29 protein-coding genes and 1 pseudogene are annotated in these 26,209 nt (G+C 64.2%); 8 read left to right on the top strand and 22 right to left on the bottom strand.

The annotated features are described in order from the left end of the window. Nucleotides 1-58: 58 nt before the first annotated feature. Both zwf and AC3IQ7_RS23610 read right to left on the bottom strand, forming a co-directional pair. A complete protein-coding gene (gene zwf, locus AC3IQ7_RS23615) occupies nt 59-1,531 on the bottom strand; it encodes a glucose-6-phosphate dehydrogenase (protein ID WP_034750861.1) in 1,473 nt (490 codons plus the stop codon). Nucleotides 1,532-1,724: 193 nt separating this feature from the next. Next, nucleotides 1,725-1,922 (bottom strand): hypothetical protein, encoded by a 198-nt coding sequence (locus AC3IQ7_RS23610; RefSeq protein ID WP_489207464.1) that lies wholly within the window; start codon nt 1,920-1,922, stop codon nt 1,725-1,727. 172 nt (nt 1,923-2,094) lie between these two features. Between AC3IQ7_RS23610 and AC3IQ7_RS23605 the strand changes: the two genes are divergently transcribed. After that, nucleotides 2,095-3,048: a chemotaxis protein gene (locus AC3IQ7_RS23605; RefSeq protein ID WP_099379036.1), complete on the top strand. Its 954-nt coding sequence runs from the start codon at nt 2,095-2,097 to the stop codon at nt 3,046-3,048. A 70-nt stretch (nt 3,049-3,118) separates the two neighbouring features. Here the strand turns inward: AC3IQ7_RS23605 and AC3IQ7_RS23600 are convergent, their stop codons facing one another. Continuing rightward, complete coding sequence (locus AC3IQ7_RS23600) at nt 3,119-4,015, bottom strand: SMP-30/gluconolactonase/LRE family protein (RefSeq protein WP_489207463.1); 897 nt, start codon at nt 4,013-4,015, stop codon at nt 3,119-3,121. A gap of 10 nt (nt 4,016-4,025) precedes the next feature. Further along, nucleotides 4,026-5,690, bottom strand: coding sequence for a glucose-6-phosphate isomerase (pgi, locus tag AC3IQ7_RS23595; protein WP_489207462.1), 1,665 nt, complete (start codon nt 5,688-5,690; stop codon nt 4,026-4,028). A 334-nt stretch (nt 5,691-6,024) separates the two neighbouring features. Between pgi and edd the strand changes: the two genes are divergently transcribed. The 7 genes and pseudogenes from edd (at nt 6,025) to AC3IQ7_RS23560 (ending at nt 10,735) form a co-directional block, all read left to right on the top strand. Beyond that, entirely contained in the window at nt 6,025-7,938 is a 1,914-nt protein-coding gene (gene edd / locus AC3IQ7_RS23590) for a phosphogluconate dehydratase (protein ID WP_489207461.1), read from the top strand. A gap of 3 nt (nt 7,939-7,941) precedes the next feature. After that, nucleotides 7,942-8,571: a bifunctional 4-hydroxy-2-oxoglutarate aldolase/2-dehydro-3-deoxy-phosphogluconate aldolase gene (gene eda / locus AC3IQ7_RS23585; protein ID WP_070260457.1), complete on the top strand. Its 630-nt coding sequence runs from the start codon at nt 7,942-7,944 to the stop codon at nt 8,569-8,571. A gap of 59 nt (nt 8,572-8,630) precedes the next feature. Beyond that, nucleotides 8,631-9,143 carry a Rhs element Vgr protein gene (locus tag AC3IQ7_RS23580; protein ID WP_489207460.1) on the top strand — a complete coding sequence of 171 codons (513 nt, stop codon included), beginning with the start codon at nt 8,631-8,633 and terminating at the stop codon, nt 9,141-9,143. Nucleotides 9,144-9,283: 140 nt separating this feature from the next. Then, nucleotides 9,284-9,394 (top strand): annotated as a pseudogene (locus tag AC3IQ7_RS23575) (keto-deoxy-phosphogluconate aldolase); the annotation flags it as partial. Between the two features lie 367 nt (nt 9,395-9,761). Next, nucleotides 9,762-9,986, top strand: a complete 225-nt coding sequence (locus AC3IQ7_RS23570; protein WP_158301272.1) for a hypothetical protein — start codon at nt 9,762-9,764, stop codon at nt 9,984-9,986. 149 nt (nt 9,987-10,135) lie between these two features. Then, the gene (locus AC3IQ7_RS23565; protein ID WP_489207459.1) at nt 10,136-10,534 is read left to right on the top strand and encodes a hypothetical protein; all 399 of its coding nucleotides are present in this window, start codon (nt 10,136-10,138) and stop codon (nt 10,532-10,534) included. 15 nt (nt 10,535-10,549) lie between these two features. Then, entirely contained in the window at nt 10,550-10,735 is a 186-nt protein-coding gene (locus tag AC3IQ7_RS23560) for a transposase (RefSeq protein WP_489210506.1), read from the top strand. 69 nt (nt 10,736-10,804) lie between these two features. Here the strand turns inward: AC3IQ7_RS23560 and AC3IQ7_RS23555 are convergent, their stop codons facing one another. From AC3IQ7_RS23555 to AC3IQ7_RS23470, 18 genes are all read right to left on the bottom strand, one after another. Continuing rightward, nucleotides 10,805-11,836: a LytR C-terminal domain-containing protein gene (locus AC3IQ7_RS23555; protein WP_489207458.1), complete on the bottom strand. Its 1,032-nt coding sequence runs from the start codon at nt 11,834-11,836 to the stop codon at nt 10,805-10,807. 13 nt (nt 11,837-11,849) lie between these two features. Next, nucleotides 11,850-12,797 (bottom strand): type II secretion system F family protein, encoded by a 948-nt coding sequence (locus AC3IQ7_RS23550; RefSeq protein WP_099379043.1) that lies wholly within the window; start codon nt 12,795-12,797, stop codon nt 11,850-11,852. A gap of 19 nt (nt 12,798-12,816) precedes the next feature. Beyond that, nucleotides 12,817-13,791, bottom strand: a complete 975-nt coding sequence (locus AC3IQ7_RS23545) for a type II secretion system F family protein (protein ID WP_099379044.1) — start codon at nt 13,789-13,791, stop codon at nt 12,817-12,819. Between the two features lie 10 nt (nt 13,792-13,801). Further along, on the bottom strand, nt 13,802-15,169 hold the full coding sequence (locus AC3IQ7_RS23540; protein WP_099379045.1) for a TadA family conjugal transfer-associated ATPase: 1,368 nt from the start codon (nt 15,167-15,169) through the stop codon (nt 13,802-13,804). 64 nt (nt 15,170-15,233) lie between these two features. Next, nucleotides 15,234-16,385 carry a CpaE/TadZ family protein gene (locus AC3IQ7_RS23535; RefSeq protein WP_099379046.1) on the bottom strand — a complete coding sequence of 384 codons (1,152 nt, stop codon included), beginning with the start codon at nt 16,383-16,385 and terminating at the stop codon, nt 15,234-15,236. 36 nt (nt 16,386-16,421) lie between these two features. After that, nucleotides 16,422-16,940 carry a TadE/TadG family type IV pilus assembly protein gene (locus AC3IQ7_RS23530; protein WP_099379047.1) on the bottom strand — a complete coding sequence of 173 codons (519 nt, stop codon included), beginning with the start codon at nt 16,938-16,940 and terminating at the stop codon, nt 16,422-16,424. Between the two features lie 10 nt (nt 16,941-16,950). Continuing rightward, entirely contained in the window at nt 16,951-17,418 is a 468-nt protein-coding gene (locus AC3IQ7_RS23525) for a TadE/TadG family type IV pilus assembly protein (protein ID WP_099379048.1), read from the bottom strand. A 7-nt stretch (nt 17,419-17,425) separates the two neighbouring features. Further along, nucleotides 17,426-18,973 carry a Tad domain-containing protein gene (locus tag AC3IQ7_RS23520; RefSeq protein WP_322428362.1) on the bottom strand — a complete coding sequence of 516 codons (1,548 nt, stop codon included), beginning with the start codon at nt 18,971-18,973 and terminating at the stop codon, nt 17,426-17,428. 45 nt (nt 18,974-19,018) lie between these two features. Then, entirely contained in the window at nt 19,019-19,306 is a 288-nt protein-coding gene (locus AC3IQ7_RS23515) for a hypothetical protein (protein ID WP_035821256.1), read from the bottom strand. A 9-nt stretch (nt 19,307-19,315) separates the two neighbouring features. Continuing rightward, nucleotides 19,316-20,917: a type II and III secretion system protein family protein gene (locus AC3IQ7_RS23510; protein WP_099379050.1), complete on the bottom strand. Its 1,602-nt coding sequence runs from the start codon at nt 20,915-20,917 to the stop codon at nt 19,316-19,318. A 22-nt stretch (nt 20,918-20,939) separates the two neighbouring features. Next, nucleotides 20,940-21,788 carry a Flp pilus assembly protein CpaB gene (cpaB, locus tag AC3IQ7_RS23505; protein ID WP_489207457.1) on the bottom strand — a complete coding sequence of 283 codons (849 nt, stop codon included), beginning with the start codon at nt 21,786-21,788 and terminating at the stop codon, nt 20,940-20,942. Beyond that, a complete protein-coding gene (locus tag AC3IQ7_RS23500) occupies nt 21,785-23,131 on the bottom strand; it encodes a DUF8689 domain-containing protein (protein WP_199534438.1) in 1,347 nt (448 codons plus the stop codon). Before AC3IQ7_RS23500 ends, cpaB begins: the two co-directional genes overlap by 4 nt. A 31-nt stretch (nt 23,132-23,162) precedes the next feature. Next, nucleotides 23,163-23,783 carry a methyltransferase family protein gene (locus AC3IQ7_RS23495; protein WP_099379051.1) on the bottom strand — a complete coding sequence of 207 codons (621 nt, stop codon included), beginning with the start codon at nt 23,781-23,783 and terminating at the stop codon, nt 23,163-23,165. Nucleotides 23,784-23,823: 40 nt separating this feature from the next. Beyond that, nucleotides 23,824-24,411 (bottom strand): prepilin peptidase, encoded by a 588-nt coding sequence (locus AC3IQ7_RS23490; protein ID WP_489207456.1) that lies wholly within the window; start codon nt 24,409-24,411, stop codon nt 23,824-23,826. Then, nucleotides 24,408-25,478, bottom strand: a complete 1,071-nt coding sequence (locus AC3IQ7_RS23485; RefSeq protein WP_489207455.1) for a phosphatase PAP2 family protein — start codon at nt 25,476-25,478, stop codon at nt 24,408-24,410. The genes AC3IQ7_RS23490 and AC3IQ7_RS23485 overlap by 4 nt, the downstream gene beginning before the upstream one ends. Then, nucleotides 25,475-25,648, bottom strand: a complete 174-nt coding sequence (locus AC3IQ7_RS23480; RefSeq protein ID WP_081922552.1) for a Flp family type IVb pilin — start codon at nt 25,646-25,648, stop codon at nt 25,475-25,477. The genes AC3IQ7_RS23485 and AC3IQ7_RS23480 overlap by 4 nt, the downstream gene beginning before the upstream one ends. Before the next feature lie 93 nt (nt 25,649-25,741). After that, on the bottom strand, nt 25,742-25,924 hold the full coding sequence (locus AC3IQ7_RS23475) for a Flp family type IVb pilin (RefSeq protein WP_035821247.1): 183 nt from the start codon (nt 25,922-25,924) through the stop codon (nt 25,742-25,744). A 70-nt stretch (nt 25,925-25,994) separates the two neighbouring features. Then, on the bottom strand, nt 25,995-26,141 hold the full coding sequence (locus AC3IQ7_RS23470) for a hypothetical protein (RefSeq protein WP_158300249.1): 147 nt from the start codon (nt 26,139-26,141) through the stop codon (nt 25,995-25,997). Nucleotides 26,142-26,209: the final 68 nt, after the last annotated feature.

The raw sequence follows: 26,209 nt of genomic DNA, 5'->3' as shown, positions 1-26,209 counted from the left end.
AGCTCCGCGCCTGCGTAACGGCCGTGCCTTGCAAGGCACGGCTCCTTGCCCTGCTAGATTAGTCTTCCGGCAGGGCTTCTTCACGCCACTGCAAGCCATCGCGGCCGATCAGGGCGCTGGCGGCCGCGGGGCCCCAGGTGCCGGCCGTGTACGGAATCGGCGCGCTGTCGTTCTGTTCCCAGTTGTCGAGAATCGGCTCGACCCATTCCCAGGCCGCTTCCAGTTCGTCGCCGCGCATGAACAGGGTCAGCTGGCCGCGCAGGACGTCGAGCAGCAGGCGCTCGTAGGCGTCCATGCGCGGGGTCTTGAACGATTCGCGGAAATCGAGTTCCAGTTCCGCCGGTTTCAAACGCATGCCGTCGCCCGGGGTTTTCGCCATCAAATTCATGCGCAAGCCTTCGTCCGGCTGCAAACGGATCACCAGGCAGTTCGGCTGGAAGCTCGACGTGGGCTGGTTGAAGATCGAGTGCGGGATCTGCTTGAAGCGCACGACGATCTCGGCCAGGCTGTCGGCCATGCGCTTGCCCGTGCGCAGGTAGAACGGCACGCCGGCCCAGCGCCAGGTGTCGATTTCCGCCTTCAGGGCAACGAAGGTTTCGGTGCGCGAATGTTCCGGCGCATCCGGTTCGTCGCGGTAGCTCGGCACGGTGGCACCGTCGACGTGGCCGGCGCGGTACTGGCCGCGCACGATGTTCTGAGCCAGAGTGGTGGGCGTGAATTTTTTCAGCGAGCGCAGCACTTGCAGCTTTTCATCGCGCACGGCGTCCGGCGCGATCGAGGTCGGCGGTTCCATGGCGACGATGCACAGCAGTTGCAGCAAGTGGTTTTGCAGCATGTCGCGCAGCGCGCCCGACGTGTCGTAGTAACCCATGCGGTTGCCCACGCCCAGTTTCTCGGCGATGGTGATCTGCACGTCGGAAATCCATTCGCGGCGCCACAGCGGTTCGAACAGGATATTGCCGAAGCGTAGGGCCAGCAAGTTCTGCACGGTTTCCTTGCCCAGGTAATGGTCGATACGGTAGATCTGCGATTCCTGGAAGACCTTGCCCACTTCGGCATTGATCTGCTTGGCGCTGGCCAGGTCGCGGCCCAGCGGCTTTTCCAGGACCACGCGCGAATTCGGCGTCACCAGGCCGTTGTCTTCCAGGTTGTCGCAGATCAGGGCGAACAAATGCGGCGGCGTCGCCAGGTAGTACACGCGCGTCAGGTCGGCATCGCCGCGCAGCGCTTCGACCAGCGGCGCGTACGTGGCCGCATCGCTGGCGTTGAGCGACACATACACGATGCGCGCGCAAAATTTGCTCCAGGTGGCGGCATTCAGGGTGCTGGCCTTGATATGGGGACGCGAGTTGGTCTCTACCATTTTCAGGAAGGCATCCTGGCCGCTGTCCTGGCGGCCCACACAGATGATGCGCGCCGTCGGCGGCAAATCGTTCGCGACGTCGCGCGCATACATTGCAGGCAACAACTTGCGCATTGCTAAATCGCCGCTGCCGCCAAACAGGACCAGGTCAAAATCGGTAAGTGCCATAAGTGAGTGTCGTCGCAAAAGTAAAAGGGCCGGAGCGGGGAGAAAGCCGACCGGAAGTGCCAGTCTGTCGCTACTATAATCGGTGGTGTAAATTTACTACGTAGAACAGGCAATTGCAAGAAATTTTACTACATTCCATCCGCTGCCGTCGCCATTTTGCCCGGTATTCTTGCCAGTGATGCCAGCATGGCCATTATATGCCGTTCGCCGCTGCTGGCGCTGTGCCATGCTTCTTACCTGGCTTTTCAAAGCAACCATGGTTGCCACGGAAATTTTCGATTCTCTCCGTCATCATTTGCGCTGTAGCAACAAGCAAATCAAGAAATGCTGTCAGGATCGGCGTTGGCAGCGTAAAGTAGCTTTGAAGAAAGTAAAAAACCGTATAATTCAAGATCAAATCGATAGCAACTATTGGTTGTAAGAAATTGTACGATACACACTGCACCGCTAGCGCCGGCCATGCCCCGAACCCGCCATCCGACGTCCATGCGACGTGCAGTCCGCATTGCCCGCAGCATCAGGGGCAGGCGACTTAACTTTACAAGACGGCTCAAGGGGACACAATGAATTCAATGCAGCAAGATGTCGATGAACGCACCAGCCTGACAGGCAATAACAAATTCGAACTGTTCCTGTTCAAGCTGGGCACCAGTGATCACTCGACCAGCCGCGAACTCTTCGGCATCAATGTGTTCAAAGTCCGTGAAATCATGGAAATGCCGGCCATTACGGCCGTGGCCGGTTCGCACCCGCACATGCTGGGCGTGGTCAACATCCGTGGCCAGATCGTGCCCGTGATCGACTTGCCGATGGCGGTCGGCTGCAAGAGCAATGGTTTGAAGATCCTGATGGTGACCGAATTTGCCCGCTCGACACAGGCGTTTGCCGTGGAAGAGGTCGATGAAATCGTGCGCCTGGAATGGAATCAGGTGCTGTCGGCCGAGTCGAGCGTCGGCGGCGGCCTCGTCACCAGTATCGCGCGCCTCGATGGCGACACGGACAAGACACGCCTGGCACAAGTGCTGGACGTGGAACAAATCCTGCGCAACGTGCTGCCGTCGGGCGACCCGGATGTGGACGAGAACAGCATCGGCCCGCAAGTGCGCTTGCCGGCAGGCGCCGTGATCCTCGCGGCCGATGATTCCTCGCTGGCCCGCTCGCTGATCGAAAAGGGCCTCGAAGCGATGGGCGTGCCTTTCATCATGACCAAGACGGGCAAGGAAGCGTGGGAACGCCTGCAGGCGATCTCGGCCCAGGCGGCTACCGAAGGCAAGACGGCGAAAGACAAGGTCGCGCTGGTGCTGACCGACCTGGAAATGCCGGAAATGGATGGCTTTACCTTGACGCGCAACATCAAGAACGATGGCCGTTTCTCCAACATTCCCGTGGTGATCCACTCTTCGTTGACGGGCTCGACCAACGAAGACCACGTCAAGGGCGTCGGTGCGGATGGCTACGTGGCCAAGTTCGTGGCGGCGGAATTGGCGGAAACCATCCGCAAGGTGCTGGCGCGTTAATCAGCTCGCTCGCATATGAAAAAGCGCCGGTACCCGCGAGGGTCCGGCGCTTTTTCATGCTGGCAGACGACTACGCCTGGTAAGCCGTCTCCGGCTGTCCCGCCACGTCCACGCGCACGGACAGCACGTGGCCCGTCAACGGGTAGTCGGCGATCTCGGCGTTTGACCGGTTGTGGCTGGCGCTGGTGATGTACAGGGTGCGCAGGTCGGGGCCGCCGAACGTCACCATGGTGGGGCAACGCACGGGCACGGTAATTTCGCCCAGCAGATGGCCATCGGGGGCGAAGCGCAAGATCTTGCCGCCTTCAAACATGGCCGACCAGTAATTGCCTTCGCTGTCGACGGCCGCGCCATCGGGGCGCCCGCCGTAATCAAATGCTTTCTTGTCCGTGGAAAAACGCTGGAACGGCTGCGGCGCGGAAATGGCACCCGTGGCCGCATCGAAATCAAAGCGGTCGATGCGGTGCGTGGTGGTATCCGAGTGGTACATGGTGCGCTTGTCCGGACTGAAACCCAGGCCGTTCGACACGGTCATGCCGCCCGACCAGACCTTGCGTACTTGTCCCTTTTCCAGCACGAACATTTCCGCCGCATCGGCGCTGCGCGGCTCGAAAATCGTGCCGACCCAGAAACGGCCGGCCGGGTCGACCTTGCCATCGTTAAAGCGCGTGGTGGCCATGTCGAACGGCGCCGGGGCGATTTCCGCCAGGCTGCCCGTTTTTGTATCGAGGTGGGCGAAGCCGCTGCGCAAGGCCACGATCAGGCCGCCGCCGGCGTTGATCGCCAGCGCCGACGGTTCCGTCGGCATGTTCCATTGCTCATGCTTGCCGCTGGCCGGGTGCAAGCGGTGCACGGCGCGGCCATCGATATCGACCCAGTACAGGGCCGCTTCCTTGCCATGCCATAGCGGGCATTCGCCCACTTGCATGGGCTTGTCGCTCACTACTTTGATTTCGTAAATATTCATCTATCTCTTTTTAATATGCGGCCTTGGCGGCTTTAGCCAGGGCAATCAAGCCATTGGTCGAGCTGTCGTGGTGGTCGGGACGGGCTTCACCCGTCAGTTCGGCCTGGATTTTCTTGGCCAGCACCTTGCCCAGTTCCACGCCCCACTGATCAAAACTGTTGACGTTCCACAAGACGCCCTGCACGAAGGTCTTGTGTTCGTACAGCGCGATCAGGGCGCCCAGGGTGGTCGGGGTCAGCTGGTCCATCAAAATGGTATTGCTGGGGCGGTTGCCGGGGAAAGTTTTGTGCGGCACCAGCGCTTCGATCTCGCTTTCCGGCAAGCCTTGCGCCTGCAAATCAAGGCGCACTTCCTCGCCCGTCTTGCCTGTCATGAAGGCTTCCGACTGGGCGAAGCAGTTTGCCAGCAGGGCGTCGTGGTGGCCCGGCAAATCGTGCGTGGCGCGCAGGGCGGCGATGAAATCGATGGGCGTGATGTCGGCACCCTGGTGCAGCAGCTGGAAATACGCGTGCTGCGCATTCGTGCCGCAATCGCCCCAGATGACGGGGCCGGTAGGCACGTCGACGGGCACGCCATCCTTGGTGACGCGCTTGCCGTTGCTTTCCATGTCCAGCTGTTGCAGATAGGCGGCAAAGCGGCTCAAGTCCTGGTGGTACGGCGCGATGGAAACGGAGCTGCAATCGAGGAACTGGCGGTTCCAGAAGCCCACCATGGCCAGCACGACGGGCATGTTCTGTTCCAGCGGCGCCTGGCGGAAATGCTGGTCCATCGCATGCGCGCCGGCGAGGAAATCGCTGAAGTATTCAAAGCCGACGGACAGGGCCACGGCCAGGCCGATCGACGACCAGACGGAATAGCGGCCGCCGACCCAGTCCCAGAACGGGAACATGTTGTCCGGTGAAATGCCGAAGTCGACGATGGCTTGCGTGTTGGTCGAGACGGCCACAAAATGTTGCGCCAAATCCTTTTCTTCGCCTTCGAGCAGGAACCAGGCGCGCGCCGTGTTGGCGTTGAGCATGGTTTCAGCCGTCACAAAAGTTTTCGAGGCCACGATGAACAGGGTCGTTTCCGGATCGACTTTCGACAGGGTCGCTTCCATGTCGTGCCCGTCGACGTTGGAAACAAAGTGCATTTCCAGGCCCGGGTTGGCGTACGAGCGCAAGGCCAGGCAAGCCATTTTCGGACCCAGGTCCGAACCGCCGATGCCGATATTGACGATGTCGCAAATCGGTTTGCCCGTGTAGCCGAGCCAGCTGCCATTGCGTACTTTGTCCGTAAACGCCTTCACGCGTTGCAACACATCTTGCACGTCGGCATCGATATCCTGGCCATCGACGACCAGCTTGGTGCCGCGTGGCGCGCGCAAAGCCGTATGCAGAACGGCCCGATGTTCGGTAAGATTGATTTTCTCGCCAGTGAACATGGCTTCGCGCTGTGCTTCCACGCCGCGCTCGCGGGCCAGGTCCATCAGCAGCGCCATGGCGGTGGCGTCGACCCTGTTCTTCGAGTAATCGAGCAGCAGGCCGGCTGCATCGACCGTCATTGTCGAGAAACGTGCTGGATCTGCGGCGAACAGCTGGCGCAGATGCACGTCGCGCAGGCTGGCGCTGTGCGCTTGCAGGGACTGGAAACTGGCGGTGGCGGTGATGGCAGGAGTAGGTGCTGGCTGGCGCATGGCGGTCGGCTTGGGTGCTTGTCTCGGTTGAAAGGAGCGCGGCGCGTTCATCGTGGCGAACAGCGGATCCGGCATTGGTATGAGAATAATACATCAGAAAAACGTAATTTCACTACAGTTTGTGCAGGCGCATGGCATTTTCAGCGTTTTTTCAGCGTTTTATCCGTGCTGCAATAGATAGGCACGCAAGACGGGTGGATGTGGCATGCTGTTGTTTTGCCTTGAAAGGTCGTGGAAAAATGGATTATTTCTGCCACTGGCCACTGCAAGAGTGCTTCTGCGCGACCATTTTGTAGTAAAATTTCACGAAATACTCATTTTTAAGGAAATCCATATGGCGCTGCATCCAGTAGTCGAATCCGTAACAGCGCGCATCATCGCGCGCAGCCGGCCATCGCGCGGCGCCTACCTGGCGCACCTGGATGCGGCCCGCATCCAGGGCGTGCAGCGCGGCGCTCTGTCGTGCACCAACCTGGCGCACGGCTTTGCCGCCTTTCCCGCCAACGACAAGCTGTCGCTGAAGGAATACAAGAAGCCGTCCGTGGCCATCGTGTCCTCGTACAACGACATGCTGTCGGCACACCAGCCGTTTGAAGGCTTCCCGCAAATTATCAAGCAAGCCGTGCGCGAAGTGGGCGCTGTCGCCCAGTTCGCCGGCGGCGTGCCTGCCATGTGTGATGGCGTGACGCAAGGCCAGCCGGGCATGGAACTGTCGCTGTTTTCGCGCGACACCATCGCCATGTCGACGGCCGTGGCGTTGTCGCACAATATGTTCGACTCGGCCCTGTACCTGGGCGTGTGCGACAAGATCGTGCCGGGCCTGTTGATCGGCGCGTTGCACTTCGGCCACTTGCCAGCCGTCTTCGTGCCGGCCGGTCCGATGACGTCGGGCCTGTCGAACCAGGAAAAAGCCAAGGTGCGCCAGCTGTATGCGCAAGGCAAGGCCACGCGCGAAGACTTGCTCGAAGGCGAATCGAAAGCCTACCACGGCGCCGGCACCTGTACCTTCTACGGTACCGCGAACAGCAACCAGATGCTGATGGAAGTGATGGGCCTGCACTTGCCGGGCGCCGCCTTCATCACGCCAAATACCCCGCTGCGCGATGCACTGACCGCCGCCGCCGCCCAGCGCGCCGCCGTCATTACGGCGCAAAGCGGCAGCTACTTGCCAGTCGGCCATATCGTCGACGAGAAATGTATCGTCAACGCCGTCGTGGGTCTGCTGGCCACGGGCGGTTCGACCAACCATACCTTGCACCTGGTGGCCATCGCCAAGGCGGCCGGCATCGTCATCGACTGGAACGATTTCAATGAACTGTCGGCCATCGTGCCGATGCTCACGCGCATCTACCCGAACGGCGACGCCGACGTGAACCATTTCCACGCGGCCGGCGGCACCGGTTACCTGATCCGCGAACTGCTGGACGCCGGCTTGCTGCACGAAGACGTCAACACCATCCTGGGCCACGGCTTGCGCGCGCACTGCATGGAACCGTTCCTCGGTGAAGATGGCAAGGTCTTCTGGAAAGATGCTCCGGCAGCCAGCGCCGACGACAACGTGCTGCGTCCCGCCTCGAACCCGTTCGCGCCGGACGGCGGCATGGTCCTGGTCGCGGGTAACCTGGGCCGCGCCGTGATGAAGGTCTCGGCCGTCAAGCCGCAGCACCGCACGGTCGAAGCGCCGGCGCTGGTGTTCAATTCGCAGGAAGAATTCATGGCCGCCTACAAGGCGGGATCGCTGGACCGCGACTTCGTTGCCGTGCTGCGCTTCCAGGGCCCGCGCGCCAACGGCATGCCGGAACTGCATGCGCTGACCCCCGCGCTGGCCAACCTGCAGGATGCGGGCCGTCACGTGGCGCTGGTCACCGATGGCCGCATGTCGGGCGCGTCGGGCAAGGTGCCTGCCGCCATCCACGTATCGCCTGAAATCCTCGCCGGCGGCCCGCTGGGCCTGGTGCGCGACGGCGACATCATCCGCCTCGACGCCTTTACCGGCGTATTGGAAGCGCTGGTGCCGGCCGACGTCTGGCACGCCCGTGCGCTGGTCACGGCCGACCTGTCGCCGAACCACGTCGGCATGGGCCGCGAGCTGTTTTCCATGTTCCGTTCCACCGTCAGCGCGGCGGAAGAAGGTGCCACCACCTTCGGCCTGCCGTCGCCGATTCCCACCACCGTCGCCTTGCACGACGCCGACAATGTCGGTGATACCGTACCGGGTTCCGATGAAGACTTTTTGGCTAGGAAATAAGAGATGACCATGACACTACTGGAAATTATGCGCACCTCGAGCGTGATCCCCGTGATTGCGATCGATGATCCTGAACATGCCGTACCGCTGGCGCGCGCGCTGGTGGCGGGCGGCATCCGCGTGCTGGAAGTGACCCTGCGCACCAAGCACGGCCTCGAAGCGATCCGCGCCATGTCGGCAGTGCCGGGCGCCATCGTCGGCGTCGGTACCTTGACCCGTCCCGAGGAATTCGCGCAGGCGCGCGATGCGGGCGCCGTGTTTGGCGTCTCGCCAGGCCTGACTTCCGCCCTGGTGGCGGCGGCGAAAAGCAGCGGCTTGCCCTTGCTGCCAGGCGTGATGACGCCAGGCGAAGTGATGGCGGCGCGTGAAAACGGCTTCCAGCAGCTGAAGCTGTTCCCTGCCGTGCCGGCGGGCGGCATCGGCATGCTCAACGCGATTTACGGCCCGCTGCCGGACATCACGTTCTGCCCGACGGGCGGCATCTCGCAAGAGACGGCGTCGCAGTTCCTGGCGTGCAAGAACGTCGCCTGCGTGGGCGGTTCGTGGCTGACGCCGAAAGACGCGATCGCGGCCGGCAACTGGGACCGCATCACGGAAATCGCGAAAGCGGCCAGCGGCCTGCGCTCGGCGTAAGCGCTACCGGCGCGGCAGGCCTGCCTGCCGCGCTTTCTTCTCTTCTTCCTATGCGAGTCTTGCGCCGCCCTCTCACCATCGGCGAAACCGCCATGGCCCGCAGCGTCTTCCAGAGCGCCATCGACTACGCGCGCGTGCGCGTCGTGCGCGGCTCCTTTCTACCGTTCGGCTTGCAGGACCAGAACACGGCGATGACGCCGCGTGGCAGCCTGTACTTCATGCCGGCCCAGTACCGTGACGATTTTTCCCGCGAAGGCAACAGCGGCAAGCTGTTCTTCATCCACGAGATGGTGCATGTGTGGCAGTACCAGCTCGGCTACAGTGTGCTGCTGCATGGCGTGCTGCTGGCGCTGTGCGGCGGCTATATCCGGCAGCGTGCCTACCGCTACGACGCGCAGGCGGGCGGCGTCCTGTCCGACTTCAACATGGAACAGCAGGGCGATATCATCGCCCACTATTTCGGCGCGCGCCAGCTGGGCATTCCCGCCTATGTGGCGAAGCTGCCTCAACTGCAGGAGATCCTGCAAGGCTTCCTGATCAACCCTGCCGACCGCCGCCTGCTGCCGCGCTGATTTCACCATTACGGCGCCAGGTTCGATGCCAGGCGCACGTCCGGCGCGCGCAGGCTGGCCGCCGCATCCTTGCCCAGCAATAAACGCAGGTCGGCGCCCGCGCCGATGCCGCTGTCGTCCGCCGCCTGCAGCTGCGGCATGCCGAAGTGATGGCTGCGCGTGAAAACAGCTTCCAGCAGCTGAAACTGTTCCCAGCCGTGCCGGCGGGCGGCACCGGCATGCTCAACGCCATCTATGGCCCGCTGCCGGACTCTGCACTTCATGCCGGCCAAGTACCGCGACGACTTTTCGCGCGAAGGCAACGGCGGCAAGCTGTTCTTCATCCACGAAATGGAAAGTTTGTGGTGGTTTGCACACCCGATGGCTAGGCGACGGATGCCATACAATTAACTGATGGATGTCATACCTTTGAATCGCCCACGCTCACGCCTGCTCACTGCCGGTGAGATAGCTGCTGAAAAATCACATTTTTAAGAGCAGTCCTATATGCGAAGCAGTTGCAAGGCAGTAAATTTACTGAGCCGTTATGATGGATTGATTTCATGAAGGTGAGTAAAATTTTCGTAGCTGGACAATTCAATAGCTGTTGAACAGCCACATTTAATAAATGGAGTAAGAATGCAAATTTTATCGGAAATTGAAATTCAAGACATTTCGGGTGGTCGCGCATTTTGCTCGGATCGCATGTCAGCTAGCGACTATTCCAGCACGGCTGGTTTCTGGGGTGGCATCGCCAGTATCGGAGGGGGCATTGCTGTCGTGCCAGGTGGACAAGCTCTGGGCGGCAGCATCATGATAGGTGCTGGCGCGTTGTATGCGTACAATTCATATTGCTCGGGCTAATAAGGGAAGCGATAAAGCGGGCTGAACATACCCAGCTACTTGCTATCCTGGTGCTGATAGTGACGCCGGCCGCAATATTTCTGTGACAGTATTGTGGCCGCTTGTTGCCTGAGGAAAGTCATACGCCTGAATTGAAGAGAGAACTTTTAATGCATATAGCCGTCGACAAGTCAGGTTCACAATGGTTGGTACTGGAACATTTATTAAAGAAGAAAAATGGCGTGCTGCTCGCGTCGCTAGCAGGATTTCAAAAAAGAAAATTTCTGTATATTTTTTGCGATCTGTTGGCATTGCTTTCCATCATCGCCGGAATGGCGTGGATTCTGTATCCCGAGAGAATTTTCCTGCAATCCTTTCCACTGACCGTCTTGCTGTTGCTGCTGGCAGGGCAAGGTATCCGTTTTAAAACGGTAGCGATGCCGCAAGCGGTGAGCCAGGAAAAAATGGATGCGTTCTTAAAGATACACATTGGGCTATTGTTCGCGGCCATGATGGGCTGTCTTTTGCAGGTTGCAGTGGCTGTGTGGAAGATGTTTGCACCGTGGTGAAAAAAGTTCGCTGCAATCGCCAGCGTGCGGGCGAAGGTCGGGCATCCGTTTCATGTCATGAAGAACCTGTTCCGGCATCGCAAAACGCGCTATCGCGGCCTGGCCAAAAACACTGTACAGCTGTTTAAGCTGCTCGCCTTCGCCAATCTGGTGCTCGCCGCCAGGCGCTTTACGATCACTAAATCCCGTAGTCTGTCTTGATTACAGAAATATGCAGGACATCCTGCTCAACCCCGTCGACCGCCGCTTGCTGCCGCGCTGATGCTTCCGTCACGGTGTCGTAGTCGATGCCAGGCGCACGTCTGGCGCGCGCAGGCTGGCCGCCGCATCCTTGCCCAGCAATAAACGCAGGTCGGCGCCCGCGCCGATGCCGCTGTCGTCTGCCGCCTGCAGCTGCGGCATGCCGCCCAAGGCCAGGGCCAGGGTGGCTGCCGCCTGCGCATGGCCGGGCCGGTAGACGATGCTGCTGGCCTGGACCATGTATGGCCGCTGGTTGCCCAGCCGCAGCACGCTGATGCCCATGCCACCCAACATGCCGCGCATGCGCGCCGCCATCCCCGTTGTGCCATTGCCGTTGATGACTTCCAGCCGTGGCAGCGCTGCCGCCGTCGCCGGCGCCACCGGTTTTGCCGGGGCTGGCAAGGCGACGCGTGCCGCCACGGGACCATCGCGCCAGCTCAGCGCAAAGATATTCGGCTGCAATTGCGTCAGCTGCAGGCGGCTGGCCGGCGCCGCTGGCACGGGCGCCGGCGCGAGGTCGGGCGCGATGGCGTCCGCGGTGGCATCGACTGTGACTATGCTGCGCGCCAGCGCCGCGATGGCCAGCTCCAGGTTGGCGCGCGCCGGCTGCTGGCCGTTGTCGAGCTGCAGCGACTGGCGCAGTACGCTGGCCGCCTGCGCGTAATCGCCCTGCAGGTACAGCACGTAGCCGAGGTTGTTGTAGGTCCTGGCCGTCGGCGCTTCTTGCGCTAGCGCCTGCAGCATCCTGCGCGCCGTTTCCAGCTGGCCCAGTTGCGCGTGCAGCACGGCGGCGCCATTGCGTGCATCGGCCGAACCGGGCTCAAGCAGCAGGGCTTCGCGGTAGGCCGCCAGCGCCGCGCGCGAGTCGCCCACTTCCTGCAGGCGCTTGCCCAGCTTGCAGAACGCGGCGGTGCGGGTGGCGGGGCTGTCATCGATGCGCGTCTGGAGCGGCGCAACATGGCTGCCTTGACTGCCCTGGCTGGCGGGGCCGGGCAGGTGGCCGCAGGCGGGCAGCAGGCCCGCGCAGGCGAGCATGAGCATCAGGGTGGTGTGCTGTGACATGGCGGTTCTCCGGTCAGTTGCCGCTGCCCATGCTGGGCAGGAGCACGCGGTAGATTTGCAGGAAGGCTGGTCCCATCAGGACGACCAGCAGCGACGGGAAGATGAAAAAGATCAGCGGGAACAGCAGCTTGAGGGCGATCTTCGCCGCTTCTTCCTCGGCCATCTGGCGACGTTTGGTGCGCAGCTGGTCCGACTGCACGCGCAGCGAGGCGGCGATGCTGGTGCCGAAGCGCTCGGCCTGGATCAGCATGGCCACCAGCGCGTCGACATCCTCGACGCCCGTGCGCAGGGCCAGGTTGCGCAGGGCCCGTTCCTTGGTGTTGCCGGCGCGCAGTTCCAGCATCACCAGATGCAGTTCTTCGGCCAGCACGGTGCTTTTCAGGGCGATCTCGGCCGCCACCCTGGCCAGCGCCGCATCCATGGCCAGGCCCGCTTCCACGCACACCGTCATCAAGTCCAGCGCATCGGGAAAGCTTTCAAAGATATCGCGCTGGCGCCGCTTGATCATTTGCGCCAGGACAATATTGGGCAGGTAGTAGCCGATGGCGGCCACGATCAGCAGCCAGAACAGGAGAGCTTTGCCCGCCATCTGGCTGCCCGAGGCGCTCAGTCCCAGGAACAGCAGCAGGGGCAGGCCGATGGCCAGCATGGTCTTGGCGGAAAAGAACAGGATGGGCGCCGACGCCTGGCGCAGGCCGGCATTCATGAAGCGCCGGCGCATCACGGAGCCTTCCCAGCCCTGATCGGGCAGCGACAGTTTGGCCAGCGGGCCGCTCAGGCGCACCATGCGCGCCAGCCAGGGGCTGGGCGCGGATGCGCCAGGCGCTGCCGCGCTCTTGCCGGTGGCGTTGTCCATGCGCTGGCGCATGGGATCGGGGGCGAAGCTGCGCATGGCCACCAGCACGCTGCCGAAGACGGCGATGAAGAGCAGGGCGAGAAAGGCGAAATGGACGGGGTTCATGAGGATTCTCCTTGCGGGCTCAGACACGGATGCGGATGATATTGCGCATGACCAGGACGCCGCATACCATCATCAGCAGGGCGCCGACCAGCATCTTGCGTCCGCCCGGATCGACGAACAGCATTTCCAGGAACTGCGGATTGGTCAGGTGGATCATGGCCGCCGCGCCGAAGGGCAGCAGCGACAGGATCCAGGCCGACAGCCGGCCTTCGGCCGACAGCACGCGCACCTGTCCCAGCAGCTTGATGCGCTCGCGGATGATGCGGCTGATGCTGTCGAGCAGCTCGGCCAGGTTGCCGCCCGTTTCGCGCTGGATCAGCACGGCGATGACGAAGTAGCGCAAGTCCGTGCTGGGCACGCGCGTGGCCAGGTTCATCAGGGCGTCCTGCATGGCGATGCCGAAATTGACTTCGTCGAAGGTGGCGCGAAATTCCACGGCCAGCGGTGCGTTCATTTCATCGCCGACCATTTTCAGGGCCGTGGGGAAGGCGTGGCCGGCGCGCAGGGCGCGCGCCATCAGGTCCAGTGCATCGGGCAATTGCTGCTCGATGCGCTGCAGGCGCTTGGCCTTGGCGCGCAAGACCACCAGCAGCGGCAGCAGGGCCGCGCCGGCCACCAGCGGCAGGCGCAGCAGCCACGGCACGCTGAAGTAGCTGAGCAGCAAAAACGCGGCGCCGGCCGAGGCCAGCATGACGCCGGCGAAGCTGGCCACGCTCCAGCTCAGGCCCGACTGTTCCAGCAGGCGGTCGAGCGCATGCACGCGGGGCACGCTGAGCAGCACGCGCTGCAGGGCCGGGGTGTCGCTCAGCAGGCGCTTCTTGATCATCGAACTGCCCGCGTCGCCATGCGCGCCGGCCGACATAATGCGCAGGCGGCGCGCGACCCGTTCCGCTTCCGGACCGCGCGACGTGTTCCACGCCAGGTACAGTCCCTCGATCAGCAGCACCACGGCGATGAAGGTGAGGATGGCGAATACGTAGTAGAGATAGTCCATGATGCTCCCCTTAATGGTACTGGCGGGCGGGATCGAACAGGGTTTCCGGCAGGCTGATGCCGAAGGCGCGCAGGCGTTCCAGGAAATGCGGCCGCACGCCGCTGGCATGGAAATGCCCCTGCACCGTGCCGTCCTCGCCGATGCCCGTCTGGCGGAAGGTGAAGATTTCCTGCATGGTGATCATCTCGCCTTCCATGCCCGTGATTTCCTGGATCGAGATGATCTTGCGCTTGCCGTCCGTCAGGCGCGCCACCTGTACCACCACGCTGATGGCGGAACTGATCTGCTGGCGCATGGCTTTCACGGGCAGGCCTGCCGAGGCCATGCTGATCATGTTTTCCAGCCGCGTCAGCGCGTCGCGCGGGGTGTTCGCGTGGATGGTGGCCATCGAGCCTTCGTGGCCCGTGTTCATGGCGCCCAGCATGTCGAGCGCTTCGGCGCCGCGTACCTCGCCCAGGATGATGCGGTCGGGGCGCATGCGCAGCGCGTTGCGCACCAGCGCCCGCTGCGTCACTTCGCCCTTGCCCTCGATGTTCGCGGGCCGCGTTTCCAGGCGCACCACGTGCGGCTGCTGCATCTGCAGTTCGGCCGCGTCCTCGATGGTGACGATGCGTTCGGCCGTGCTGATGAAGCCGGAAATCGCATTGAGCATGGTGGTCTTGCCGCTGCCCGTGCCGCCCGAGATCAGGATGTTGACCTTGGCCTTGCCCAGCGCCTGCAGGGTGGTGCTCATTTCCTCCGTCAGGCTGTGCTTGAGCATCAGGTCGGCCAGGCGCAGGGGCTGGGCAGAGAAGCGGCGGATCGACATCACGGGGCCGTCGATGGCCAGCGGCGGGATGATGGCGTTGACGCGCGAACCGTCGGGCAGGCGCGCATCGACCATGGGGCTCGATTCGTCGATGCGCCGGCCCACGCGCGAGACGATCTTGTCGATGATCTTCATCAGGTGGGCGTCGTCGGTGAAGCAGACGTCGCTCAGCTCCAGGCGCCCATGGCGCTCGACATACACCTGGCGATAGGTGTTGACGAGGATATCGGACACGCCGGGATCGGCCAGCAGCGGTTCGAGCGGGCCGAAGCCGAGCACCTCGTCCTGGATGTCGCGGATCAGCGAGCGCCGTTCCAGCTCGTTGATCACCACATTGTCTTCTGTGAGCACGTCGCTGACGAGGATTTTCAGCTCTTCGCGGATCTGCTCGCGCGACAGGCGCTGCATGCCTTCCAGGTCGACGCGGTCGAGCAGCGCCTGGTGGGTGCGGTGCTTGAGTTGCTGGTAGCTCTGGCTCGATGCGCCCTGGTGCGCGGCATCGTCATTCAGGCTGGCGTCATCCTGGGCATAGCCCAGGCGGTCCCGCAGGGTGAGTTTTTCGGCAGTCATGGTCGGTCTCCGGTGAATGTGGGGGATCAGGCGCGCTGTAGGGAATCAAGCGCGCTGTAGCGAATCAAGCGCGCGCCAGTAGCCGCGAAACCCAGCCTTGCGCGGCGGGCGGGGTTTCGCCGGCCAGGCTGGCGGCCAGTTCCTGCAGGGCGCGCGAGACGGGATTGTGCGACGCCAGCTTGAGGATGGGCACGCCCTGGCTGACGGAGGCCGCCACCGCCTCGTAGTGGTTGGGGATGGATTTGTAGACGTGCTTGCCATATGCCGCTTCCAGGTCGGCCACGCGGATGTTGTCGCTGCTGGCATAGCGGTTCAGGATCAGGCGGATCTTGTCTTCGCGGTAGCCGAGGCCGCGGAACACGTCGAGCAGGCGCTTGCCGTCGCGCACATACGGCAAGGTTGCCTGCAGCACGGGGAAGATCAGGTCGGCCCGGTCCAGCGCACGCACGCTGACGGGGTCGAGGCCGCGTCCCACGTCGAGCACGATGTAGTCGTACTGGCTGCGCGCCAGCGTCAGCAGCCGATCGATATGGTCGGCCTCGACGTCGGCCGCATGGGCGGGATCGTCGGCGGCGGCCAGCACGCTGTAGGCAGGCGTGATCTGGATCATGCTGGCGCTGAGCAGCGAGGCGTCGAGGCGCACGATCTGCTGCGACAGTTGCGACAGGGTGGTTGCCGGCTTGTGGTCCGAGACGAACAGGGCGGCATCGCCGAACTGCAGGTTCAGGTCGAACAGCGCCACCTTGCGCTGTTCGCCGGCGGCCAGTGCGTAGCCGAGGTTGGCGGCGATGAAGGTGGCGCCGCTGCCGCCCTTGCACGAGACGAAGGCCAGCACCTGGCCCTTGCGCGTGACTTGCTTGTGCAGTTTTTCCTCGATGCGGCGCAAGGCGGCGCACAGAGCCGCGTCGTCGTCCGGCTGCAGCACTTCGCGCACGCCGGCGCGCATCGAGCGCAGCAGGAATTGCGGGCTTTGCTGCGGACACTGCACGATGATGGCCAGGCTCGGATAGCGCCCGCCCAGCAGTTCCAGCTGTGCCAGCTCCGCCTCGCCCGTCTGCTCCTGCTCCAGCAGCAGCAAGTCCGGCGTGAGGCCGTTGTCGAAGACATCCGGTATGCTCGCCAGCAGCGCGACGCGGTCGGCCGCGCTGCGTTCGCGCAGCAAGCGGGTGAGCCGCTTGAGCTGGACTTCATTTTTCGAGACGATGACGATATTCACGTGGTACTCCCCGGTAAAGGCGTTCGGTAAAGGCGTTCAGTTGATCTGGAAGCCCAGGCTTTCGGCGTGCATGACCACCACCGAGGCGGGCACGGCGATATTGAGAAAACCGAACAGGCTGACCATCGGCGTATAGCTGACGTTGTCGATCGATACGCGCACGCTGTCGATGCAGCTGGCCGTGCGCGTGTTGTCGCCGCAGGCCGACAGGTTGTCGCCCGGGTCCAGCGGCGGCAGGGTCACTTCGGCGCCGCTCTTGTTCAGGTAGCGGATGGTGATGTTGGCGGCCGTCAGTTCCGGCGCGGCCGGCAGGGCCGTGCCGCCGAACAGGGCCAGCGTCTTGATGGCGTCGGTCTGGTCGATCCAGCGCACCACCGCTTCGCGCGCGGCGCGGCGGCTCACTTCCTGCACCGTGTTGTACAGGAATAGCATGCGGCCAAATTCGAGGATGCCGAACAGCAGGGTGAAAAACAGCAGCGCCACCAGGGCGAATTCGACGGCGGCGGCGCCGCGCTGGCGGCCAGTGCGGAGGGCAAGTGGAAGGCGGTGGCGCATGGCGTTCTCCTTACAGCATGTAGCGCATGGTGGTGCGCGGCGACAGCGGCGTGGCATAGCTGCTGGCCGCGCCGATCACGAAGGGCAGGTACTGGCCCACCGACAGCGTGTAGTTGACGACTTCGACGCGGATGCCGCCCGGCGCCGTGCCATCGGTGCAGCTGCTGTCGTTGAAGCTCGCGTCCAGGCAAGTCACTGTCACGTTGGCCGTGGTGAAGTCGCTGATGCCGGCGCTGAGGGCCGCATCGACCACAGTCTGCCTGGCCGCCGGCACGCCCTGCGAGGCGATGCCGGCCTTGGCCTTGACGGACATGTTGCGCGCCGCGTCGCGCGTCGCCTTGGTCAGCGCGTCGTAGTACCAGAAGGCGCGGCCGAAGCCGAAGATGCCGGCCAGCAGGGTGACCAGCAGGGCCAGCACGATGCCGAATTCGACGGCGGCGCCGCCGCGCTGGCTGAGAGGGGAAAGGGGGATGCGCATGGCCGCCTCACTTGTAGAGTTTGATTTCGGAATTCGGCACGGGCTCGATCAGGCCCGCGAACTCGACGTCGAGGCGCGCGCCGCCGCTGAAATCGGCCTTCATCGTCATGAAGAATTTGCCGATGCCCACAGCATCCATGGCGCCGCACGAGGCCGGCCCCACGGGTGCCGTGCGGCAGTCGACCAGCACCACGTTGAGGATGCGCCGGTTGTTGCGGCCCGGATGGGCTGCCGAGGGCGCCTGGAACGTGGGGCCGCTGGTCTGGTTGTACGGCGAAGGCGGCGTACTGGCAGGAAAGCTTGCGCCGGGGCTGACGGGGTAGCTGGCCGTGTCGAAGTAGGTCGCCTTGGCCGTGCTGTACATGGGGTTGGCATTGGCGTCCGCGACGCTATACGCCGTGCCGGCCTTGGCCGGGGTGGCTCCGTTGCTTTGGTAGGCAGGGCCGTAGGACCACAGCACGCCATAGCCGGCGAACTGCGCCTGGGCCGCCGTCACGGGCGTCGTGAAGGTCGGCGGCAGGCGGTAGTTCGGCTTGCTGCCGGACAGACTGACCGACTGCTGGCTGGGCAGGGTGCTGGCGCCCGGTTCCATCCAGCCGGTGGGCGGCGAGTTGGCGGCGCTGGCGACGCAGGGCGATGAGCCGCCCTTGCAGGGATATTCCTTGATGTTGGTATCGGGTGGCGCCGTGGCGGGGTCGCACACGGATGGCCCGCTGTAATCGTCGAAGCGTGAATTGAGGGCCGCTGCGATCTTGCCGGCGCTCAAACCCGTGTTCGTGTAGACCTTGCCCGAGCCGCTGCTGACGACGGCGCTGCTGCCCGTGCACATGAACGGCGCGGTGGAATTGGCGCTGGCATGCGATGCGTCGCAGGCGCCAGGGGGCGCGTCGACAGGGTTGATCAGGTAGGGATCGGACGGGCCGCCCAGGGGATTGAGACCGAACAGGTTGTAGGTGACGCCGCGGCGGAAACCGAATTCCAGCAGTTCCGTCAGGCCCGTGCCGGCCGGCGCGGCCGGATACGTGTATTGCGCCGTCTTGTTGGCCGGATCGACGGCGCACACGCCGATCGGCGTGACGTCGTTGACGAAGCGGCCCGCCACCGCCACGCCCGAGGTGCTGGTGCTGGCGATGCCGGCGATGCCCATCAGGTAGGTGGCGAAGGTCTTGCTGCCCGTGTCGACGCGGATGAAGGTCTGGCCCTGGGGACTGGTGCGGGCGCTGGCGCCGGACGACCAGGGGCCATCCGGGCTGGGGCCGAAGCTGATGTTGGCGGCCGTCAGCGTCAGCGTGGTGGAAAAATCGTAGCGGTTCTTTTGCGCGATGGAGATGGCCTTGGCCTGCGCATTGTCGATGCCGGTGGCGCTTTGATTGAGTTCCACGGCGCCTGCCAGCGCCGAGCTGTCGGCGCCGTTCTGCAGCTCCGTCTTGGCGATGTACAGGTGGCCCAGGTCCAGCACCAGACCGCCCATGGCAAACAGCACCACCAGGGTCAGCCCCAGCACGATGGCGATCGCGCCCTGCTGCTTGTCGTGCCTGCGAAATGCGGTGTTCATGGCTGTCTCCTGGTGGCCTGGGGGGGGGGATCGCGGGACTGGCGCCTACTGGCGTCCGCCCACGCCGATGGTGAAGACATTCGGTTGCGGTTCCGGCGCCGCGAACGATTTCTGGTAGCGCTGGTAGGCGCTGGCGCCGGCCTTGCCGTCGATGCCGCTGACGGGGTTGGCATTGCGGTAGGCGTCCGGGTACATGATCTGCTGGGCCTTGAGCAGGGCCACCGATTCGCCGAAGTGCGAATCGAGCACGGGCGTGGTGGTGGCGGTGCAGCCGGCCAGCAGCGACAGCAAAGACAACAGGGCGGCGCAAGGCAGGCGATGTGCGGTTTTCATGGTGTTCTCCTATTTGAGGTCGAAGCCGGCGGCAGGCTGGGGCGCGGCCGCTTGCGGCGGCATGGGGGCCGCTGGTGCTGGTTCCTGTGCCGCTGCGGGCGCCGGCGCGCTGCCTTCCATTTTTCCCTGCATGAACATGTCGCCGCGCGTCGGCTGGATGTAGCCGTCGGTGGGCAGCTTGTAGTCGGGCGGCAGCGGCTTGACCAGGTGCGGCGTGATGATGAAGACCAGTTCCGAGCGGTCCGTCTGGAAGTCCGTGCTGCGGAACAGGGCGCCCAGCACGGGCACTTCGCCCAGGCCTGGCAGGGCCTTGATATTGCTGGTCACGTTGTTCTTGATCAAGCCGCCGATGGCGAAGCTCTGGCCGTCGAACAGCTGCACCGTGGTGGTGGCGCGCCGCGTCGTAAACGAAGGCAGGACGGCCGTGGCCGAGATGCCGGTGGCGGTGATGCCGATGCCGTCCTTGTTCAGGTCCGACACTTCCGGCGCCACCTTCAGGTTGATGCGTCCCCCTTCGAGCACGGTGGGCGTGAATTTCACGGCCACGCCGAACTCCTTCTCTTCCAGCGTGATGGTGGGCACGCCGCCATTGTTGGTCTGGCTGACGGGGATGAAGATTTTTCCGCCGGCCAGGAAGCTCGCCTCCTGGCCGCTGATGGCCATGATGTTCGGTTCGGCCAGCACCTTGATCAGGCCATCGCGTTTTTGCGCGTCGAGGTTGAAGAAGTTGTTCTTGCTGGCGCCGCTCAAGCCGCTGGGATTGTTGCTGAGCAGGCTCGACAGCAGCGAATATGACCAGCTGCCGATGGTCTTGTTGATGCCCAGGCTGGCGCCCAGCTGGTCGACCAGCACCTTCGACACTTCGGCCACCTTCACTTCCAGCATCACCTGTTGCGGCGCGGCGATCGACAGCAGGTTGATCACGCGCGGCATGCCCGCATCGGGCGCCGCTGCTGGAGCGGCGGCGCCCGCGGCTGGCGCGGCGCCCGAGGAGGCACCGCCGCTGCGGCTGCTGCGCTGCACATAGGCGTTGGCCAGCGACAGGGCCTGGTCGGCCTTGACGACATCGCTGACCATGCCCGACAGGATCAGGGTGTCGCCCGCTACCGTGACGTGGATCTTTTCGTTCGGCAGCAGCTCGGCCATGCGTGCCTGCAGGCTGCTGCTGTCGATGCCGACGGCCAGGTCGATGATGGTGGCGTCATTGCTCTTGTTCCACAGGATCAGGTTGGTGGTGCCGACGGAGCGCCCCAGCAGGTACACCTCGTTGGGGTTGAGCAGGATGACGTCGGCGATGCGCGGATCGCCGACGGACATGCGGCTGGCGGCGAACGGCAGGCGCATCAGGGTCGACTTGCCTTCGGCCAGGCTCATTTGCGGCGCCATCTCGGTGCGGCCGGCGCGCGATTCGCTTTGCGGCGGCGTGGACTTGGGACGGACGGCTGCCCGGCTGCTCCTGGCGGTGCCCGCTTCGGCGGCAACGGCGGTGGCGGTGGCGGCCGTGGCGGCGACTGGCTCGGCATGCGCCCGGGGCGCCAGGGCGCCGATGGCGGCGATGGCAAGCGCCAGGTGCAGGCCCCGGATGCCGCTTGCTGTGCGATATGTACTCATGGCTAGGCTCCTCTGGTGCAGGTTAGAATTGTTGGGAGCTGCGTTCCAGCCCCTTGATGACATCGACGCGGGGACCGGCCTGTGGCGCAGCTGCGGCTGCAGGACGGCGGCGGGGGAGCGGCTTGGCTTGCACCATGGCGGCGGGGGCTGCCATGGAGACTTTTTCATCGAGCAAACTGGACTTGGTGGCGCCTTCCGTGTTGACGGGCTTGTCCTCGACCTGGTTGCGCAGCACCAGCGACAGGGTGCCCACGCTGCGCGCCAGGTCGAGTTTTTCCGCCTGCTCCGGCGTCAGCTCCAGGGTCACGGCGTTGACCACCTTGGGTTTGGTGTCGTCGCGGCTCGATTCCTGGGCGATGGCCAGCACGAGGATGCGTTCGAGCACGATCTTGGAAATATTCGGATCGCGGTCCGGCGTCTTGCGCGCCCCTTCGCCCTGGGTGTTGACGAGGATGTCGACGAAGTTGCCGGGCAGGGCGAAGCCGGCCACGCCCACCACATCGTTGACGCGCACGGTCATGGCACGCTTGCCCTCGGCGACGACGGCCGACAGGCCGCCTTGCGTGCCGGGAGGCGCCAGCTTGCCTTCCATGATCGGTTCGCCGTGCTGGATGCTGGTGCGCGTGACGCGCGTTTCCAGCAGTTTCGGATCGTTGATGGCCCCTGGCGGCAGTGCGTTCGATGGCCAGTCCACCATGCGCACCATGTCGGGCGTGAGGCGCGCCCCCAGGCTGATGTCGACCTGGGCCACGGCCACCTTGTTGATGTTGCCCGAGGCTTGGGCATTGATCCAGCGCGCGGCCACGATGACCGCGGCGAACGCCAGGATGACCGCAATGGCCATCATCGTCAGTGCGCGTGCGTTTCTCATTTTGCTTCCCCTTTGTGCTGGACCGCTGCCGGTCCGTTATGTGTGCTTGCAAGGTCGTCATCGCTGCCGAAATAGTTTTTCCATGCCCACAGCAGCACTTCCGGATTCAGTTGCGCCGCGTGGTCTTCATAGCGCGCCTGGTCGCACACCTGCGCCAGGATGTCGCGCGGATAGCAGGCCAGCAAGGGCCGCTGGTGCTGGTTGTGCAGGTGCAGCAGGTAGGTGTAGGAGGCTTCGTCGAAGTTGATGCCCAGCTGGGCGCAGGTGCTGCGGAACACGGCCAGGTAGTGGTAGGCGCTCAGGGGGCCCACGTGGATCTTGTAGCCGATGCGGCGCAGGAAGGAGTCGTCGGCCAGGTGCTGCGGCGCCAGGTTCGACGAGAACACGACGATGACGTCGAAGGGCACGGGGAATTTGTAGCCCGTGTGCAGCGACAGGTAATCGATGTGGCGCGCCATCGGCACGATCCAGCGGTTCATCAGCTCCACGGGCGAGCAGCGCTGGCGCCCCAGGTCGTCGATGATGAAGATGCCGTTGTTGGCCTTCAGGTGCGGCGGCGCCTGATACAAGCGGGTGCCCTGGTCGAATTGCAGGTCCAGCATGTCGAGTGTCAGCTCGCCGCCCGTCAGCACCGCAGGGCGCTCGGCGCGCACCCAGCGCGGGTCGGATGGCACGGCGCCGCCGCGCGACAGGGTGTGCAGCATGGGGTCGAGGAAGGGCAGCACTTCGCCATCGACCATCACGGCATGAGGCAGGGCGATGGCGCCGCTGAGCAGGCCGTTCAGGCGCTCGGCCAGGTAGCTCTTGCCGCTGCCGGCGGGGCCGTGGAAGAACAGGGCGCGCCCGGAATTCATGGCCGCGCCCAGCTGGTCGAGCACGGCCGAACTGGCCACCACGTCGCGGAACTGGCGCTGCACGTCGTCGCGCGTGACCTGCATGTCCGCCACGCTTTGCGCCAGCACCTGGTTGCTGTAGTCGGCCAGGGTGACGGGGGCGGGACCGCTGTAGGCATTGCGGCGCATGTATTCGGCGGCGCGCAGGCGGCCCTGGTCGCCCAGCAGGTAATACAGGTCGGCGTCGGTGCCGTTGCCGCCGTTGCGGCGCGCTTCGCACAGTTTTTCGGCGCGCATGAAGGTGAGCAGCGGTTCGAGCACGCCGGCGCCCAGTTTTACGTGCGTCGACAGGGCGGGCAGGCCGATCTGGCCGCGCAGGAAGAGTATCTTGACCAGCAGTTCGACCAGGAACAGGAAGGGCAATCCCGTTTCCTCGACCGTGCGTGGCGCGCGCCGGGCCGCCGGCTCGATGCCGCCGCCGTCGCTGCGTTCTGGATAAGTGTCAGGCATGATGGATACTCCTCGCTTGGGTGGCCGGTGATCAGAAAATGAAGGGCAGCAGGCGGTACTTCACCTGGCGCATGTAGACGCGATAGCGCACGTCGGTGGACAGAAAGCGTTCTTCGCGCAGCAAACGCGCCACCAGCATCAGCATGGCCAGCACGTACACGGCGCCATTCGCGGGCGAGGTATTGGCCAGCAGGTAGCCGCTCAGGGAAATCAGGTAGCTGGCATACAGCGGATGGCGCACCACGCGGTAGGCACCGCCCGTCTTGATCTCGCGCTGCGCCGCCACCAGGCCGAAGCTGCGGTTCAGCGACAGCAGGCCGGCGATCTGCAGCAGGCTGCCGACGGCCAGCAGGTAGCGCGCGCCGGGCCAGATGGCCATGTCGGCGGGCGACAGCAGGAAGGGCGCGAAGGTGGCGCCGATGGCCAGCAGCCAGTCGCCCGCATCGGTGGAGACGCTGACGGGGGCCGAGCGCACGACGAAGAACAGGGCAGCCAGGGTTTCGGCGGCGCAGAACAGCAAATAGCTCCAGTCGCCGCCGTGCAGGTAGCCCACCACGTGGGCACTGGCGAAGAACGTCCACAGGCAAGCCATTGCGATGCTGGTGAACAGGCTGGCGTGGCGCGAGTGGCAGAGGGTGGCGAGAGTGTGCATGGTCGGATCCTGTGGTGGCTGGTCGTCGGAGCGGCGCGTTTCAGCGCAGGCTCCACAGATGGTTGTATTGCAGGAACACCTGCAGCGCGGTGCCGCTGGCAATGGCGTAGGCGTAGGCCAGCTTGCCTGTGGCTGGCGGCGGTTCGGCGATCGTGGCGGCGCCGCCGGCAAGGCTGTGCAGCAGCGCACCCAGCATCATGTGGTAGGTGTTGCGCAGCACCAGGCGCAGGCGGCGGCCTGCCAGCGCGGCGACCAGGGCCAGCACGCCGCCGCACAGGAAGGTCAGCAGGGCCGCTTCCAGCACCGCATCGGGACCGAGGAAGGCGCCGCACATGGCCATCAATTTGACGTCGCCGGCGCCCAGGGCGCGCAGCAGGTACATGGGCAGCAGCAGGGCCAGTCCGGCAGCGGCACCGGCCAGTGCCTGCAGCAGTCCCAGGCCGCCGAAGGCGGCGTCGAACAGGCCGGCGCCGGACGGCACGAAGCTGTTCAGGATCAGTCCCGCCAAGGTGCCCCACAGCACCAGCAGGTTGGGGATGCGGCGCGTGCGCAGGTCGTGCCACAGCGCGGCAGCGAGCAGGGTGGCCAGCACGGCCAGGCACAGCAGCATGGGCAGGCGGGCGCTCATGATGTCAGTCCTCCCTTGCTCATGCAGGGCGCCGTGGCCATGTGCATGTTGGGGGCTGGGGCCTGGCTGCCCAGCAGCCGTCCCACCAGCTGCCACACCAGCGCCGCGCCGGCCGCACCCACATAACCATCGAGCGCATAGTGCCAACCGAGGTGGATGGAGCCAAGCAGGATCAGCACGGCGAAGGCGGACAGGGCGAGTCCGGCGGCGCGGCTGACTTTCCAGCCCATGATCGCCATCAGCACGGCCGTGGCCACATGCATGCTGGGCATGGCGGAGATGCCCAGTTCGCCGTTCGCGCCCTTGCTTTGATAGCCTTGCCACAGCATGTCCTGCACTTGCAGGGCCCAGACAGGGACGTGCTGGTTGGCGTCATGCAGGTAGGCCATCAGCGGCGCATACGGGTCGCTGGCGTGCAGGTGGCCGTAGTAGCAGGGGCCGACCGAGGCAAACAGCACGGCCAGTATGCTGCCCAGGGCGATCCAGGTCAGCGCAAAGCTGAGCAGGAACTGCATGCGGAGCAGTGGGCGGCGCGTGTCGAGGATGAGCCAGTACAGGATGGCGTAGAACAGGAAGAACCAGAAGTGGTAGCTGAAGTTGAGCAGGCCCGTGACGAGCGGGTGGCCCAGCAGCGGCTGCAGCCTTTCCCATGGGGCCTTGCCGCCATGCAGCGCGATGTCCCAGGCGGACAGGCTGGCATCCCAGGTGTACGGATGCAGGCGGGGGATGGCGGCCTTGAAGACGGTGAAGCTGGAGGCGAAGACGGGGATCAGCAGCATGGCCGGCAGCGCGTGCAGCAGGCGCTCGTTGCTCAGGTAGCTGCGCAGATCGTGGTACAGATAGTGGCACAGGCGGTGCGGGCGTTTCACCACCATGACGTGGATGGTGTAGCCGCACAGGATGAAGACGGGGCCCGTGAGGATGGCCATGAGGAAGCCGGCCAGCACGTTGAGGGTATCCGAGGCGCTGGGCAGGCCGCCGGCCAGCAGTGCCGCCGCGGCGGCATACAGCAGCACGATCAGCAGCAGGGCGCGGTGGGTGCGCAGCGAGGCGCGCAGGGTATTCATGACAGGGCCAGGACCACTTGGTCCTTGACGTAGACAAACAGCAGCCGGACCTGGTCACCGAGCAGGGTGATCGTGATCACCAGCACTGCCGCGATCAGGCTCGCCAGCAGCGCGTACTCGATCGCCGTGACGGCGGACTCGTCGGATAAACGGCTGAAGAGAGATTTCACGATGGGCCTCTGATAGGTGAGCAGGAGAAATGAGCCTGTGGCGTTGACCTGGCGGTAACCGGACTGGCGACGTGCCAGCCCGGAGTACCGTGTTCAGGCGGCAGCGGTGTTGGCGGAGGTGAGCTTGGTGCCGATGGTGCTGAAGGTTTTTTTCAGCTGCGTGCCGACGATGGTGACGGCAGCGATGATCACGACGGCAATCAGGGCGGCGATCAGGCCGTATTCGATTGCGGTGACGCCATCTTCTTCGCGGATAAAGTTTTTGATGAGGTTCATGACAACTCCTGGTGGTGGTTAAGGTACAGCGGTGGGTAAAACGGCATGGCAGCGTTGCTTCCTGGCGTACTCATGGGCTCTCGCCCAGTGCCAGCAGTCCGATGATGCAGACCACCGCCATGAGGGCCGCCACCAGGGCATAGCGGTAGAACGCAGCCTTTTCCTTGCCCTGCAAATAGGTGATCAGGGCTGTCGGAAGAAACTTGTCAAAGCGCATGCTGTGCTCCGTGTTGTGGTGGGCCGCGCGGTGATTTGCACTCCGGTAAATCCACTATAGAAGTCGGC

This window comes from Janthinobacterium sp. GL_088 (assembly GCF_057837845.1).
Note: the sequence above shows the minus strand (reverse complement) of the source record. Positions and strands in the feature narration are given on the sequence as shown.

Excerpts from the sequence above, each read along its gene's own strand:
- zwf (WP_034750861.1), bottom strand. The coding sequence starts at position 1,531 with ATGGCACTTACCGATTTTGACCTGGTCCTGTTTGGCGGCAGCGGCGAT.
- AC3IQ7_RS23605 (WP_099379036.1), top strand. The coding sequence starts at position 2,095 with ATGAATTCAATGCAGCAAGATGTCGATGAACGCACCAGCCTGACAGGC.
- AC3IQ7_RS23600 (WP_489207463.1), bottom strand. The coding sequence starts at position 4,015 with ATGAATATTTACGAAATCAAAGTAGTGAGCGACAAGCCCATGCAAGTG.
- pgi (WP_489207462.1), bottom strand. The coding sequence starts at position 5,690 with ATGCGCCAGCCAGCACCTACTCCTGCCATCACCGCCACCGCCAGTTTC.
- edd (WP_489207461.1), top strand. The coding sequence starts at position 6,025 with ATGGCGCTGCATCCAGTAGTCGAATCCGTAACAGCGCGCATCATCGCG.
- eda (WP_070260457.1), top strand. The coding sequence starts at position 7,942 with ATGACCATGACACTACTGGAAATTATGCGCACCTCGAGCGTGATCCCC.
- AC3IQ7_RS23570 (WP_158301272.1), top strand. The coding sequence starts at position 9,762 with ATGCAAATTTTATCGGAAATTGAAATTCAAGACATTTCGGGTGGTCGC.
- AC3IQ7_RS23565 (WP_489207459.1), top strand. The coding sequence starts at position 10,136 with ATGCATATAGCCGTCGACAAGTCAGGTTCACAATGGTTGGTACTGGAA.
- AC3IQ7_RS23555 (WP_489207458.1), bottom strand. The coding sequence starts at position 11,836 with ATGTCACAGCACACCACCCTGATGCTCATGCTCGCCTGCGCGGGCCTG.
- AC3IQ7_RS23550 (WP_099379043.1), bottom strand. The coding sequence starts at position 12,797 with ATGAACCCCGTCCATTTCGCCTTTCTCGCCCTGCTCTTCATCGCCGTC.
- AC3IQ7_RS23545 (WP_099379044.1), bottom strand. The coding sequence starts at position 13,791 with ATGGACTATCTCTACTACGTATTCGCCATCCTCACCTTCATCGCCGTG.
- AC3IQ7_RS23540 (WP_099379045.1), bottom strand. The coding sequence starts at position 15,169 with ATGACTGCCGAAAAACTCACCCTGCGGGACCGCCTGGGCTATGCCCAG.
- AC3IQ7_RS23530 (WP_099379047.1), bottom strand. The coding sequence starts at position 16,940 with ATGCGCCACCGCCTTCCACTTGCCCTCCGCACTGGCCGCCAGCGCGGC.
- AC3IQ7_RS23525 (WP_099379048.1), bottom strand. The coding sequence starts at position 17,418 with ATGCGCATCCCCCTTTCCCCTCTCAGCCAGCGCGGCGGCGCCGCCGTC.
- AC3IQ7_RS23520 (WP_322428362.1), bottom strand. The coding sequence starts at position 18,973 with ATGAACACCGCATTTCGCAGGCACGACAAGCAGCAGGGCGCGATCGCC.
- AC3IQ7_RS23515 (WP_035821256.1), bottom strand. The coding sequence starts at position 19,306 with ATGAAAACCGCACATCGCCTGCCTTGCGCCGCCCTGTTGTCTTTGCTG.
- AC3IQ7_RS23510 (WP_099379050.1), bottom strand. The coding sequence starts at position 20,917 with ATGAGTACATATCGCACAGCAAGCGGCATCCGGGGCCTGCACCTGGCG.
- cpaB (WP_489207457.1), bottom strand. The coding sequence starts at position 21,788 with ATGAGAAACGCACGCGCACTGACGATGATGGCCATTGCGGTCATCCTG.
- AC3IQ7_RS23500 (WP_199534438.1), bottom strand. The coding sequence starts at position 23,131 with ATGCCTGACACTTATCCAGAACGCAGCGACGGCGGCGGCATCGAGCCG.
- AC3IQ7_RS23495 (WP_099379051.1), bottom strand. The coding sequence starts at position 23,783 with ATGCACACTCTCGCCACCCTCTGCCACTCGCGCCACGCCAGCCTGTTC.
- AC3IQ7_RS23490 (WP_489207456.1), bottom strand. The coding sequence starts at position 24,411 with ATGAGCGCCCGCCTGCCCATGCTGCTGTGCCTGGCCGTGCTGGCCACC.
- AC3IQ7_RS23485 (WP_489207455.1), bottom strand. The coding sequence starts at position 25,478 with ATGAATACCCTGCGCGCCTCGCTGCGCACCCACCGCGCCCTGCTGCTG.
- AC3IQ7_RS23475 (WP_035821247.1), bottom strand. The coding sequence starts at position 25,924 with ATGAACCTCATCAAAAACTTTATCCGCGAAGAAGATGGCGTCACCGCA.
- AC3IQ7_RS23470 (WP_158300249.1), bottom strand. The coding sequence starts at position 26,141 with ATGCGCTTTGACAAGTTTCTTCCGACAGCCCTGATCACCTATTTGCAG.